Here is a 12526-nt window from a genome sequence, read left to right on the forward strand (position 1 = left end):
CTGCCTATACCACTATCAGCATCTTTTGCTTCCCCGCCACAGAACCTTCGCATTCGCCTCCTAGCATGACCCTCATTCGTTCGATGAGGTCTTGCCATGAACACTCCGGTCGCAAACCCAGGCGCACAGATGAAAGTGCGCGGTATCCACAAGCGCTTCGGCGCCTTTACCGCTCTGCAGGATGTCTCGCTCGACATCGCCGCCGGTGAACTGGTGTGCCTGCTCGGCCCGTCCGGTTGTGGCAAGACTACGCTGCTGCGCTGCATCGCTGGCCTTGAGCGCCAGGACCGCGGCACCTTGTACATCGGCGACCGCGACATCTCCGAATTGCCGCCGCAAGCCCGTGATTACGGCATCTTGTTCCAATCCTATGCGCTGTTTCCAAACCTGACGGTCGAAGCCAATATCGCCTACGGCCTGGCGGGCAGCGGTCGTGATGAAGTGCGCCAACGCGTGGCGCAGATGCTGGAACTGGTCGGTCTGGCCGGCAGTGAGAAGAAGTACCCGGGCCAGCTGTCTGGCGGCCAGCAGCAACGGGTCGCGCTGGCCCGCGCCCTGGCCCCGGCACCGTCGTTGTTGCTGCTCGACGAACCGATGTCGGCCCTCGATGCCCGGGTTCGCGAGCACCTGTGCACCGAGCTTCGCCAGTTGCAGCGTCAACTGGGTATTACCACCCTGATGGTGACGCACAACCAGGACGAAGCGATGTTGATGGCCGACCGCATTGCGGTGATGAACAACGGTCAGGTCGAACAGTACGCAACGCCGCAGGAAATCTACGATCAGCCGGCCACCCCGTTCGTCGCCGAGTTCGTCGGCCAAGGCAACTGGCTGCCGTTCCAGCGCCACAGTGACAGCCACGCTCAGGTCGGCGCGCTGAACATGCGCCTGGCCGACGGTGCCGGACAGGCCCGCAGCGGCCGTTTGTTCTGCCGCCCGGAAGCCATCAGCGTCAACCCGCCGGTGCATGAAGAAAACCTGTTCCCGGCGCGGGTGCGCGAGATCACCTTCCTCGGCAATCGCTGCCGGATGAGTTTCGAGTTCAATGAACTGCCAGGCCATGCGCTGTTGGCCGAAGTCGCTCCGGAGTCGATGCCGCGCCTGGGTTCCCAGGACATCTGGGTCGCCTTGCCGCCACGTAGCCTGCAGGTGTTTGCCTGAGATGGCCGCGCCAATGACCATGCCGATCGCGCAGGCGAAGGCAACACAGCGCTCCGGCGTGTCCCTCGGTGATCGACTGTTCGTGGTCGGCGGTAAATGGTTGCTGCTGCTGTTGCTGACAGTTGCGGTATTGATGCCGTTGCTGGCGATCTTCTGGCGTGGTTTCAGCAGTGATGCCGGGCAGGGCGGTGGGCTGCTGGCGGCGCGTGAGCTGTTTGCCAGCGCCAACTTTCACTGGTTGCTCGGCAACAGCCTGAAGGTGTCGATCAGTGTGGCGGCGATTGTTGTGCCGCTGGCTTACCTGTTTGCTTACGCCTTGCAGCGTACGTTGATCCCCGGCAAACGCATCTGGCGCGGTATCTCGTTGCTGCCCTTGCTGGCGCCGTCGATGCTGCCAGCCATTGCTCTGGTCTACCTGTTCGGTAACCAGGGGCTGCTGCGCGGGCTGCTGAGCGACAACATCTACGGTTTCTGGGGCATTGTGCTCGGCGAGGCCATCTACACCTTTCCGCACGCGCTGATGATCTTGCTGTCGGCGCTGTCGCTGGCAGATGCACGCTTGTTCGATGCTGCGTCGAGCATGGGTGCCAGCCCCTGGCGCGCGTTTCACAGCATTACCTGGCCGGCGACCCGTCAGGCGGTGTTTGCTGCGTTCTGCCTGGTGTTCACCCTGACCATCACCGATTTTGGTGTGCCGGTCGTGGTGGGTGGCGATTATCAGGTGCTGGCGCTTGAAGCCTACAAGGCAGTGGTAGGGCAACAGCAATTCGGTCGCGGCGCGTTGATTGGCATGGTCTTGCTGGTACCGGCACTGCTTAGCTTTACTGTCGATGCCTGGCTGCGCCGTCGCCAGGGCGATGCCATGAGCGGTCGCGCTCAGGTGTTCGAGCCGCAGCCATCACGGCGTCGCGATGCCTGCTTCCTGGCTGTGGTGCTGGCGGTGTGTGCGGTGCTGTTGCTGGTGGTCGGTATGGCCGTGTACTCGTCGCTGGTGACGTTCTGGCCGTACAACATGACCTTGTCGCTCAAGCACTATCAGTTCGATGAAACCGCGGGCGGTGGCTGGCTGGCCTACCGCAACAGCCTGACCATGGCCCTGGGAACTGCATTGATCGGCAGCGCGGTGATCTTCACCGGTGCCTATCTGATGGAAAAAACCAAAGGCCAGCGCGCACTCAACCTGGTGCTGCGTTTGCTCAGCTTCGTGCCGATGGCGGTGCCAGGCTTGGTGCTGGGTCTGGGCTACGTGTTCTTCTTCAACCTGACCAGCAACCCGCTGCATGTGTTCTACGGCAGCATGGCGTTGCTCGTGGTGTGCACCATTGCCCACTACCTGACCACTGCACAAATGACCGCCACCACCGCCCTGCGCCAGCTCGACGGTGAGTTCGAAGCCGCAGCGCTGTCGCTCAAGGCGCCGCTGTACCGTCACTACCTGCGGGTCACCGTACCGATCTGCCTGCCGGCATTGCTGGACATCGTCCGCTATCTGTTCGTCTCGGCGATGACCACGGTATCGGCGGCGATCTTTCTCTACAGCCCCGACACCATCCTCGCCGCCGTCGCCGTGTTGAACATGGACGATGCCGGCAACGTTGGCGGCGCGGCGGCTATGTCGACCCTGATTCTGCTGACCAGCGCCAGCGTCTCGCTGCTGCTGGCCTGGGCCTCGCGCGGCCTGCTGCAGCGTTCCCAAGCCTGGCGCCAGCGCGCGCCGGGTCACTGATTGCACTACCCAACCCTCGTACCGTTCAAAGGAACCGCATCATGTTCAAGCCACTTGCTCTTGCCGCTGCCGTCCTCACTGCGTTCAGCCTGCAGGCCACTGCTGCCGACACTCAGCTGACGGTCTATACCGCGCTCGAAGCCGAACAGCTCAAGAGCTACAAGCAGGCCTTCGAAAAGGCCAACCCGGATATCGAGATCAAGTGGGTACGTGACTCTACCGGCATCATCACCGCCAAACTGCTGGCTGAAAAAGACCGCCCGCAGGCCGATGCGGTATGGGGGCTGGCGGCTTCCAGCCTGGCGATTCTCGATCAGCAGGGCATGCTGCAGAGCTATGCGCCGAAAGACCTCGACAAGATCGGCAACAACTACCGCGACAGCGCCAACCCACCGGCCTGGGTCGGTATGGACGTGTGGGCAGCAACCATTTGCTTCAACACCATCGAAGCGGAGAAACAGGGTCTGACCAAGCCGGTGAGCTGGCAAGACCTGACCAAGCCTGAGTACAAAGGCAAGATCGTCATGCCTAACCCGGCCTCCTCGGGAACCGGCTTCCTCGACGTCAGCGCCTGGCTGCAGACCTTTGGCGAGAAGCAGGGCTGGCAGTACATGGATGACCTGCACCAGAACATCGGCCAATACGTTCACTCCGGCTCCAAGCCGTGCAAGCTGGCGGCCGCCGGTGAGTTCCCGATTGGTATCTCGTTCGAATACCCGGCAGTACAGCTCAAGCGCCAGGGCGCGCCGCTGGACATCGTCTTGCCGAAAGAAGGCCTGGGCTGGGAAATCGAAGCCACTGCGGTATTGAAAGGCAGCAAGAACGAAGCGGCGGCCAAGCGCCTGGCCGACTTCTCGGCCAGCCCGGCGGCCATGGACCTGTACAAGGAAAACTTCGCTGTGCTCGCTCAGCCAGGTATTGCCAAGCCGCAAACCGAACTGCCGGCTGACTACGAACAGCGCTTGATCAAGAACGACTTCAACTGGGCCTCGCAGAACCGCGACACCATCCTCGCCGAATGGCGCAAGCGCTATGACGGTAAGTCGGAGAAGGTGGCGCAGCAGTAAGACCGCATCGCGGGGCAAGCCCGCTCCTACAGTGGGAGCGGGCTTGCCCCGCGATCTTCAAGGAAATCCAAATGACCGATCTAATCATCGTCGGCGCCGGCATTCTCGGCCTGTCCCACGCTTACGCCGCCGCCCGCCGAGGCCTCAAGGTGCGGGTGTTCGAGCGCACTGCCACACCGCTGGGCGCTTCGGTGCGCAACTTTGGCCAGGCACTGGTCACCGGTCAGCCGCCGGGTGAAATGCATGAACTGGCCAAGGCCAGCCGCAACATCTGGGCGCATTGGGCGCGCCAGGCCGGTTTTCAACTGAAAAGCAATGGCTCGCTGTTGTTCGCGCGCAATACCCTTGAGCAGGAGCTACTTGAAGCATTCTGTGCAGAGCGGGCCGTTGAGCAGGGCTATCGGGTCGAGCTGCTCAGTGGTGCTGCGCTTAACGACCTGTACGGCGGCCAATTCAGTCACCACCGCGCCGCCTTGCGCGGGCTGGACGATCAACAGCTGTACTCGCGTGAGGCCATTCCCACGCTGATCCGCTTTCTTCAGCAAGCGCTGGAGGTTAGCTTCCATTTCTCCACCCTGGTGCGCGATATCCAGCCTGGCAAGGTATTCACCACTGCAGGCGAATTCAGTGCCGAGCAGATCGTGGTCTGTTCTGGTCACGACTACCAGACCCTGCTCGCCGAACCCATCGCCACCTTGCAACCGCAGATCTGCCGTTTGCAGATGCTCCGTGCGCGCCCGCGTTTCGACCTCGACCTGCAGCACGCCGTGCTGACCGGGCTCAGTTGTGTGCACTACGGCGCCTTCGCCGACTTGCCGCAAGCCCAGGCACTCAAAGCGCAGCTACTCAATGACAGCCCACACCTGATGCAACACGGCATTCACCTGCTGATCAGCCCCACGCCACATGGCGAGCTGATCATCGGCGACTCGCATGCCTACGGCAGTGATGCTTCGCCGTTCAACGCCGAGCAGGTCGATAACTGGATGATCGAACTGGCCGAGGACACGCTCGGTGGTCGTATCGAGGTGGTCGAACGTTGGCAAGGCGTCTATGGTTCTGGCGGGCCCGCGCCGTTTTCGCTGCTGCAGGTGGCACCGGGTGTCAGTGCTGCGCTGATGCACAGCGGGGTCGGCATGAGCGTAGGTCCGGCCTTGGCCGAGCGGCATATGGCGCGCTTGCTTAATGAAACCGTGTGAGGGGATAACAATGAGAACGGCCGAACAGGTTGTCAGCGAAATCTTCGCCCTGTACCAGCAGCATGGCGATGACGATTACATCGGCGAGCCGGTGTCGCAGTTGGAGCATATGTCTCAGGCCGCGCAATTGGCTCTGGATGAAGGTTTTGACGATGAAGTGGTGCTGGCGGCGTTCTTCCACGACATCGGCCATATCTGCGGTGGCGCCGAAGGCGACATGGGCGGCTACGGCGTGGTCAGCCACGAGCAGGTGGGTGCCAACTACCTGCGCCGCTGTGGGTTCAGCGAACGTCTGGCGACACTGGTGCAATACCACGTTGAAGCCAAGCGCTACCTGACGCTGCGTAAACCGGGCTATTACGACCGTCTAAGTGAAGCCAGCCGGCGCACCCTGGAGTATCAGGGCGGGGTCATGAGTGAAGCTGAAGCCGATGCCTTCGAGCGCGATCCGCTGTGCACGGTGAGCCTGCGGATGCGTGAGTGGGACGAGCTGGCCAAGGAAATGAATGTGCCGGTGATTGACCTTGAGGTGCTCAAGGGCAAGGCGCTGGCGTTGTTGCATTAAAGAACGCACACCGGTGGGAGCGGGCTTGCCCCGCGATGAGCCCCTAAAGCTCCAACACCAAAGCATCAATCTGCTCCTGTCGCTCAGCCTGATTCAACCGCGCCCCCGGGTTGAGCGACGACCACTGCGGATGCGCCCGCGCTTTGCTCAAGGCCTCCGGCAGCTTGCCTTCGCGCCAGCTTTGTTCCTGCGGTGGCGCCAGCTTGATCCGCTCCATCGCCGCATGACCGCGACTGTCCAGCGCCTGGATCAACTGATGCTGACGCAACGCCAACAGGCGCAACACGCTGTCATCCACCGTCAATTCACGCTGCCCTTTGAGCTTGCCCAACAGGCGTGAGCCGTAGCTGCGCGCGGTCTGCAGTGCACCACCGGCAATCGCCCCGGCCAGCGCAGCGGCGCCCAGGGTCAAACCACCGACCAGCAGATCGACCCCAGCCCCCGCTGCAGCCCCGGCAGCGACCCCACTGCCAAGGCGCACGCCCAGCAGTTTCAGGGTTTCCGGGTTGAACAGGTCATCACCCCAGCGGCCGTCCAGCAACGGCAAGTCGCTGGCGCTGGCGTCGTCTTGGCGAAACGCGTACAGCTTGAGCAAGGCTTCGACGCAGCGTTGTTCACGCTGGCGAATATCTTTGCGCAGGGCCTCGATGGCCGCCGCTTCGGTAGCCGGTTCGGCGACCACGCTGCGGCGGCAGGCGGCGCAATCGAGCAACAGTTCCGCGATCAGGCGCTTGCCGCTGAGCTGGCGGGCCAGGCGCTGGGCCTGCTGGTCATCGATCAGCCGTTGCAAGGCTGGGCGCGCGTTTTCCAGCATCAGCGCCAGGCTTTCATAGAGGCGGCGTTCGCCATCTTCCGGCGGAGCGACGCTGTCGAAGCGCACCAGAGCATGCAGGCCCAAACGGGCCAACGCTTCGCGCCAGTCCGGTTCGCGGTGGTCGCTGCTGGCGACAAAGTTGAGCACCGGCAGCAATGGCTTGCCACAGCTGGCCAGCACTTCCAGTTCATCGCGGTACTTGGCCAGCACCGGCTCACGGGCATCGATCACATACAGGCCGGCATCGCTGGCCAGCAATTGGCGCAGCACTTTGGCTTCCTGTTCGAAACGCTGGCGCGCTTCGCTGCCCTGAAGAAACCGCGCCAGCCGTGCCGGGCCGTCGAGACGTTCGCCCGGTCGCTCCAGGCGTTCGAGGTAGTCGAGCAGGGCGATGGCATCTTCCAGGCCGGGCGTGTCGTACAGCTCCAGCAGCGGTTCACCCTCGACCGACAGCCGTGCACCTTCAACATGGCGAGTGGTGCTGGGGCGGTGCGAGACTTCGCCAAAGCCGACGTCGCGGGTCAGGGTGCGCAGCAGCGAGGTCTTGCCGACATTGGTGTGGCCGACCACGGCCAGTTTCAACGGCTTAGTCATGGCCTTGCTCCAGCCAGTTCAGCGGGGCGCTGTCGGCATGCTCCAGGCCCAGTTGGTCGAGTGCCTGATGCCAGTCGCCGAGGCGCTCGGCATCCACGGCCTGGCCCGGTAGCGGCTGCAGCAACCAGATGCGCGTGGCACCGGCATTGCGCGCCAGTTCGGCGAGCAAGGCCAGGCTGCCGCGGTCTGGTGAGCGACGTGGGTCGCAGGCGATTGCCAGGCGTGCAGGCGGGAAGCGGCTGAGTTGTTCGAGCAACTTGTTGCGCGATTCGCGGCTGTCGAGCACTCCGGCGTTATTGACCGTAGCCGGCAGCGCAGGTGGCCAGGGGCGTTGATCGTCGAGTTCCAGGCCCACCAGCAACGCGCCGTTGCTGTGCGTCTCGCCGACACCGCGGACGATCTGCGGCAAAGCATCCGGCGCGGCATCGTTGACCCCCAGGCGTTCGCTGCTGGGCATCAACGCTTCACGCAGGTGGCTGTAGCCGGGGAGGTTGAGGTCCAGGCGCAGGCGCAGCCGGCCATGTCGCCAGCGCCACAGGCACAACGCCGCGAGCAGCAGGCGCGGGAGGATGCCGAACACCAGCAGCACACCCAGCAACCAGCTGGCCCAGGCCTGTCGGGCCAGTTCCAGCGCTGGCTGGCTGTCGCCGCTGGCGCGGATCATGTCGATGTCTGGCACGCCGAAGCCGAGCAAGGCCGGTAAGGCGCCAAGTGCCTGGGTCAGGCCTACGAAGGTGTCGGCGCTGAGAATAGTGGTTTCCCAGACAAACCCGTAACGGCGGGTGGCAAGCAACACCAGGAGCATCACCAGTGCGGTGCTCAGGGCCAGCAACCACAGGCAGTGAACCAGCAGGCCGATCAACCAGCGGTTGAGCTTGTGGCGTTGCAGCATCACCAGCAAGGCTGGAGCCAGGTGCACCGCCTGGGCATCGCGGGCAAATTTCTCGCTGAGCCACAGCCAGACCTTACCCAGGGTGGCGCCCTGTTCGCCGGCGAAGAAAAAGCCCAGCGCCCATCCCGCCAGCAATACAAGGTTCAAACCCAGCAGGCTGCCCAAGGCCCAGAACACATTCACCGGGCGCTGGCTGTCGCCTAAAGCGGCCAGCGCAAGCCCGGCACCACTGACGATCGCCAGTACCACAAGCAGTGCCAACGCCAGGCGCGCACCTTGCTTCCAGTGCTGCAGGGCGCTGCGCATGCCGTCGCGTTCGGCCAGCCACAAGGCGCGGTGCTCGATGCGCGTGGGCAGATCGCCGCCCAGTTGGCGGGCGCGGCGATTGGCTTCCTGGTCTTCCAGGGCGCCAGCGTGTTCCTCGCGCAGGCGTACCGCTTCAGTCAGCCAGTGTTTGTCCAGGTCAGTCAGTGCAGTCACGCGGTCTTCCATTGATCAGGTCAGCCCAAAGCATAACCCAGGCATCGAACAACGGGCTTTGCTATCCTCGCCGACATGAAAACATCACTTCCTCTGAGCCTGATCGCGGCCCTCGCCGAGAACCGCGTTATTGGCATCGACAACAGCATGCCCTGGCACCTGCCGGGGGATTTCAAGTACTTCAAGGCCACCACCCTGGGCAAGCCGATCATCATGGGGCGCAAAACCTGGGACTCGCTGGGGCGGCCGTTGCCTGGGCGTTTGAACCTGGTGGTCAGTCGTCAGCCAGGCCTGCAGCTCGAGGGTGCCGAGGTGTTTGCCTCGCTCGACGAGGCCATGCTGCGCGCTGAGCAGTGGGCGCTGGCGCAGGGCGTGGATGAGCTGATGCTGATCGGCGGCGCGCAACTGTATACCCAGGCGATTGAGCGGGGGCTGGCAGACCGACTGTACCTGACGCGGGTGGAACTGAACCCGCAAGGGGATGCCTGGTTTCCCGAATTTGATGCGGGGCAGTGGCGGTTGGCGTCGAGCCAGGAGAATCCGGCTGAAGGGGACAAGCCGGCGTTTCATTTTGAGGTGTGGGAGAAGGTTTGAAAGCATCGCGGGGCAAGCCCGCTCCTACCGTAGGAGCGGGCTTGCCCCGCGATTATTGCCTCAGGAATGCGACAGCTGCGCATGCTCCTGAGCATCAAGCAGCGACTTGTCGGTCTGCTTGAGCATTTGGCTGGTGATCGCCCCGGCGGTCATCGAGCCATTCACGTTCAACGCGGTACGGCCCATGTCGATCAGCGGCTCAACCGAGATTAACAACGCCACCAGTTCCACCGGCAAGCCCATGGCGGGCAGCACGATCAGCGCGGCAAAGGTTGCTCCGCCACCCACGCCAGCCACACCGGCCGAGCTCAGGGTGACGATTGCCACCAGCGTAGCGATCCACAGCGGGTCCAGCGGATCGATGCCAACGGCGGGCGCGACCATGACCGCGAGCATCGCCGGGTACAGGCCGGCACAGCCGTTCTGACCGATGGTTGCACCAAACGAGGCGGCAAAGCTGGCGATCGACTGCGGAATGCCCAGGCGAAGAGTCTGTGCCTCGATGCTCAACGGAATGCTGGCTGCGCTGGAGCGGCTGGTGAAGGCAAACGTCAGTACCGGCCAGACCTTGCGGAAGAAGCGCAGCGGGTTGACGCCGCTGATCGCCAGCAACACGCCATGCACCACGAACATCAGCCCCAGGCCGAGGTAAGACACCAGCACAAAGCTGCCGAGCTTGAGGATGTCGTCCAGGTTCGAGCTGGCTACCACCTTGGTCATCAGCGCCAGAACGCCATACGGGGTGAGCTTCATCACCAGGCGCACCAGGCGCATGACCCAGGCTTGCAGGGTGTCGATGGCGTTCAGTACGCGATTGCCTTTTTCGGCATCATCTTTGAGCAGTTGCAGCGCGGCCATGCCGAGGAACACGGCAAAGATCACCACACTGATGATCGAAGTCGGTTTGGCCCGTGCCAGGTCGCCCACAGGGTTGCTTGGAATGAACGACAGCAGCAGTTGCGGGATGTTCAGGTCGGCAACCTTGCCCACGTAATCGCTCTGGATCGCCTGCATCCGCGCGGTTTCGGCCGTTCCGGCGACCAGGCCTTCGGCGTTCAGGCCGAACAGGTTGGTCAGGACGATACCGATCAGCGCGGCGATGGCCGTGGTGAACAGCAGGGTGGCAATGGTCAGGAAGCTGATCTTGCCCAGCGACGAGGCGTTGTGCAGACGGGCGACCGCGCTGAGGATCGAGGCGAAGATCAGCGGCATGACGATCATTTGCAGCAACTGCACGTAACCGTTACCGACCAGGTCAAGCCAGCTGATGGTGGCCTTGAGGATCGGGTGACCGGCGCCATAAATGGCATGCAAGGCGGCCCCGAACAGCACACCGAGAATCAGACCGACCAAGACTTTCTTGGCCAGGCTCCAGTTGCCATGACGGGTTTGTGCCAGGCCTAGCAGCAATGCCAGGAACGCCAGCAGATTGAGTGACAGCGGCAGGTTCATTAAAGCTCCAGAGAAAAAGCGGGGGCATCGCCTCTGTGTGCGATTGCGAACGGAAATGCTAACAGCATGAAAACGAACGAATTTATATCAATCGGTTATTTACTTAGCTGTTTTTGGAATATATGACACCCCTGTAGGAGCGGGCTTGCCCCGCGATGCGATGTGACTGACGAATCGCAATCGCGGGGCAAGCCCGCTCCCACAGGTGGTGCAAGACAAGGGTCAGCGTTTGTTGAGGTTTTTCGCCAGGCGGTCGCCGCCCAGCTGGATCAGCGCAACCAGGGCCACCAGCATGACAATCACGGTCAACATGATCTGGCTGTCGAAGCGCTGATAACCATAGCGGTAGGCAATATCACCCAGGCCGCCAGCACCGATGGCGCCAGCCATGGCCGAGGAGTTGATCATGGTCACCAGGGTGATGGTGAAGCCGCCGACAATGCCCGGCAGCGCTTCGGGCAGCAGTACGTGCCAGACGATGTGCCAGCGTCGGCAACCCATCGCCTGGGCCGCTTCGATCAGACCATGATCAACCTCGCGCAGGCTGACTTCGGCAATTCGCGCAAAAAACGGTGTAGCCGCAATGGTCAACGGCACCACTGCCGCCCAGACCCCATAGGTGGTGCCGACGATCAGCCGGGTGAACGGGATCAGCGCGACCATCAGGATCAGAAACGGGATCGAGCGAAACAGGTTAACGAAAGCCCCGAGCACCCGGTTCAGGCTGGGTGCTTCGAAGATTCCACCTTTGCCGCTGGTGACCAGAATCACCGCCAGGGGGATTCCGGCGAGCAAGGCGATCAGCGATGACACACCAACCATCAACAAGGTATCGAGTACGCCCTGGAGCAAGCGATCAGTCCACATAACCCAGTACCTCTACCTGCGTGGCCCACTGCCGGGCGCGTTCGATGATCTGTTCATGGCGGTGCGGCGAGTGCGTGACGCTGATCAGCAGTTGCCCCAGCGGTCGCCCCTGGATCGGCTCGATGCCACCCTGCAACAGGCTGATGCGCCCACCGAGGCTGGCGAACAAGGTGGATAACTCGGGCGCTTGCTGGTCACTGCCGGTGACCTTCAGGTTCAGCACCAAGGCTGAGTCGACGCTGGCTGGCTGGCTTTGCAAGCGTGCCTGCAATGCCGTAGGCAGAGGCGCCTGCAAGGGCGCGAGCAGGGTTTTGCTGACGTCATGCTGTGGGTCACCGAACACCTTCCACACCGCACCTTGTTCAACGATTCGCCCACGTTCGAGCACCACCACCCGATGGCAGATATCGCGGATCACCGCCATCTCGTGGGTGATCAGCACGATGGTCAGGCCCAGGCGCTGATTGATGCTGCGCAGCAGCTCAAGGATCGACGCGGTGGTCTCCGGGTCGAGTGCAGACGTGGCTTCGTCGCAGAGCAGGATGTCCGGGTCATGCACCAGCGCCCGGGCGATGCCGACCCGCTGCTTTTGCCCACCGGACAATTGCGCAGGGTAAGCCTGATGCTTGTGTTCAAGCCCGACCAGCTCCAGCAGCTCGGCGACTTTGCGCTGGCGCTGGGCCTTGGGGACGCCCGCGACCTTCAGCGGCAACTCGACGTTCTGCCAAACGGTTTTTGCCGACATCAGGTTGAAGTGCTGGAAGATCATGCCGATGCGCCGACGCAGGGCGACCAGGCGGTCTTCATCGAAGCTGCCGATGTCCACCTGGTCGATCAGCACCCGCCCGCTACTGGGTTGTTCCAGGCGGTTGATGGTGCGGATCAGCGACGACTTGCCCGCGCCACTGCGGCCGATGATGCCGAAGATCTCCCCGCGCTGGATGTTCAGGTCAATGCCTTCAAGCGCCGCAGCGGATTGCCCCGGATAGGTTTTGCCCAGGCCGATAAAGCGCACATGGGCAGTGCTCAGCTCAGGGTGCAGGGCCTGGCGCGGCGCCTGTGGCAACGGCGCGCGGGTGTCGTGCTCTGGTTTCAGGCGGGCAGCGGCACTCATC

Annotated in this window: 11 protein-coding genes; 6 read left to right on the top strand and 5 right to left on the bottom strand. The window is 62.8% G+C overall.

The features are described from left to right. The first annotated feature begins 96 nt into the window (after nucleotides 1-96). The 5 genes from ACVWSC_RS01010 (at nucleotide 97) to ACVWSC_RS01030 (ending at nucleotide 5718) form a co-directional block, all read left to right on the top strand. Nucleotides 97-1161, top strand: a complete 1065-nt coding sequence (locus tag ACVWSC_RS01010) for a putative 2-aminoethylphosphonate ABC transporter ATP-binding protein (RefSeq protein ID WP_442111414.1) — start codon at nucleotides 97-99, stop codon at nucleotides 1159-1161. 1 nt (nucleotide 1162) lies between these two features. Then, nucleotides 1163-2887, top strand: coding sequence for a putative 2-aminoethylphosphonate ABC transporter permease subunit (locus ACVWSC_RS01015; RefSeq protein WP_442111416.1), 1725 nt, complete (start codon nucleotides 1163-1165; stop codon nucleotides 2885-2887). Between the two features lie 41 nt (nucleotides 2888-2928). Continuing rightward, a complete protein-coding gene (locus ACVWSC_RS01020; protein ID WP_442111418.1) occupies nucleotides 2929-3954 on the top strand; it encodes a putative 2-aminoethylphosphonate ABC transporter substrate-binding protein in 1026 nt (341 codons plus the stop codon). A gap of 71 nt (nucleotides 3955-4025) precedes the next feature. Continuing rightward, nucleotides 4026-5153, top strand: coding sequence for a TIGR03364 family FAD-dependent oxidoreductase (locus ACVWSC_RS01025; protein WP_442111420.1), 1128 nt, complete (start codon nucleotides 4026-4028; stop codon nucleotides 5151-5153). A 10-nt stretch (nucleotides 5154-5163) separates the two neighbouring features. Beyond that, nucleotides 5164-5718, top strand: coding sequence for a phosphonate degradation HD-domain oxygenase (locus ACVWSC_RS01030; RefSeq protein WP_442111422.1), 555 nt, complete (start codon nucleotides 5164-5166; stop codon nucleotides 5716-5718). Nucleotides 5719-5761: 43 nt separating this feature from the next. On the opposite strand, the gene ACVWSC_RS01035 is transcribed toward ACVWSC_RS01030, so the two are convergent. Both ACVWSC_RS01035 and ACVWSC_RS01040 read right to left on the bottom strand, forming a co-directional pair. Continuing rightward, nucleotides 5762-7126 (bottom strand): GTPase/DUF3482 domain-containing protein, encoded by a 1365-nt coding sequence (locus tag ACVWSC_RS01035; protein ID WP_442111424.1) that lies wholly within the window; start codon nucleotides 7124-7126, stop codon nucleotides 5762-5764. Further along, nucleotides 7119-8510, bottom strand: a complete 1392-nt coding sequence (locus ACVWSC_RS01040) for a DUF2868 domain-containing protein (RefSeq protein WP_442111425.1) — start codon at nucleotides 8508-8510, stop codon at nucleotides 7119-7121. The genes ACVWSC_RS01035 and ACVWSC_RS01040 overlap by 8 nt, the downstream gene beginning before the upstream one ends. 63 nt (nucleotides 8511-8573) lie before the next feature. On the opposite strand from ACVWSC_RS01040, the gene ACVWSC_RS01045 reads away from it, so the two are divergent. Continuing rightward, nucleotides 8574-9092, top strand: a complete 519-nt coding sequence (locus ACVWSC_RS01045) for a dihydrofolate reductase (RefSeq protein ID WP_442111427.1) — start codon at nucleotides 8574-8576, stop codon at nucleotides 9090-9092. Between the two features lie 60 nt (nucleotides 9093-9152). Here the strand turns inward: ACVWSC_RS01045 and ACVWSC_RS01050 are convergent, their stop codons facing one another. The 3 genes from ACVWSC_RS01050 to ACVWSC_RS01060 form a co-directional block, all read right to left on the bottom strand. Further along, entirely contained in the window at nucleotides 9153-10544 is a 1392-nt protein-coding gene (locus ACVWSC_RS01050) for an L-cystine transporter (protein ID WP_442111429.1), read from the bottom strand. Nucleotides 10545-10766: 222 nt separating this feature from the next. Next, on the bottom strand, nucleotides 10767-11411 hold the full coding sequence (locus ACVWSC_RS01055) for a methionine ABC transporter permease (protein WP_442111431.1): 645 nt from the start codon (nucleotides 11409-11411) through the stop codon (nucleotides 10767-10769). Then, nucleotides 11401-12525: a methionine ABC transporter ATP-binding protein gene (locus ACVWSC_RS01060; RefSeq protein ID WP_442111433.1), complete on the bottom strand. Its 1125-nt coding sequence runs from the start codon at nucleotides 12523-12525 to the stop codon at nucleotides 11401-11403. Before ACVWSC_RS01060 ends, ACVWSC_RS01055 begins: the two co-directional genes overlap by 11 nt. Nucleotide 12526 lies beyond the last annotated feature (1 nt).

It is taken from the genome of Pseudomonas sp. NUPR-002 (assembly GCF_056322725.1).

What these genes read in the sequence shown, in the direction of transcription:
- ACVWSC_RS01010 (WP_442111414.1), top strand. Translation starts at nt 97, where the DNA reads ATGAACACTCCGGTCGCAAACCCAGGCGCACAGATGAAAGTGCGCGGT.
- ACVWSC_RS01015 (WP_442111416.1), top strand. Translation starts at nt 1,163, where the DNA reads ATGGCCGCGCCAATGACCATGCCGATCGCGCAGGCGAAGGCAACACAG.
- ACVWSC_RS01020 (WP_442111418.1), top strand. Translation starts at nt 2,929, where the DNA reads ATGTTCAAGCCACTTGCTCTTGCCGCTGCCGTCCTCACTGCGTTCAGC.
- ACVWSC_RS01025 (WP_442111420.1), top strand. Translation starts at nt 4,026, where the DNA reads ATGACCGATCTAATCATCGTCGGCGCCGGCATTCTCGGCCTGTCCCAC.
- ACVWSC_RS01030 (WP_442111422.1), top strand. Translation starts at nt 5,164, where the DNA reads ATGAGAACGGCCGAACAGGTTGTCAGCGAAATCTTCGCCCTGTACCAG.
- ACVWSC_RS01035 (WP_442111424.1), bottom strand. Translation starts at nt 7,126, where the DNA reads ATGACTAAGCCGTTGAAACTGGCCGTGGTCGGCCACACCAATGTCGGC.
- ACVWSC_RS01040 (WP_442111425.1), bottom strand. Translation starts at nt 8,510, where the DNA reads ATGGAAGACCGCGTGACTGCACTGACTGACCTGGACAAACACTGGCTG.
- ACVWSC_RS01045 (WP_442111427.1), top strand. Translation starts at nt 8,574, where the DNA reads ATGAAAACATCACTTCCTCTGAGCCTGATCGCGGCCCTCGCCGAGAAC.
- ACVWSC_RS01050 (WP_442111429.1), bottom strand. Translation starts at nt 10,544, where the DNA reads ATGAACCTGCCGCTGTCACTCAATCTGCTGGCGTTCCTGGCATTGCTG.
- ACVWSC_RS01055 (WP_442111431.1), bottom strand. Translation starts at nt 11,411, where the DNA reads ATGTGGACTGATCGCTTGCTCCAGGGCGTACTCGATACCTTGTTGATG.
- ACVWSC_RS01060 (WP_442111433.1), bottom strand. Translation starts at nt 12,525, where the DNA reads ATGAGTGCCGCTGCCCGCCTGAAACCAGAGCACGACACCCGCGCGCCG.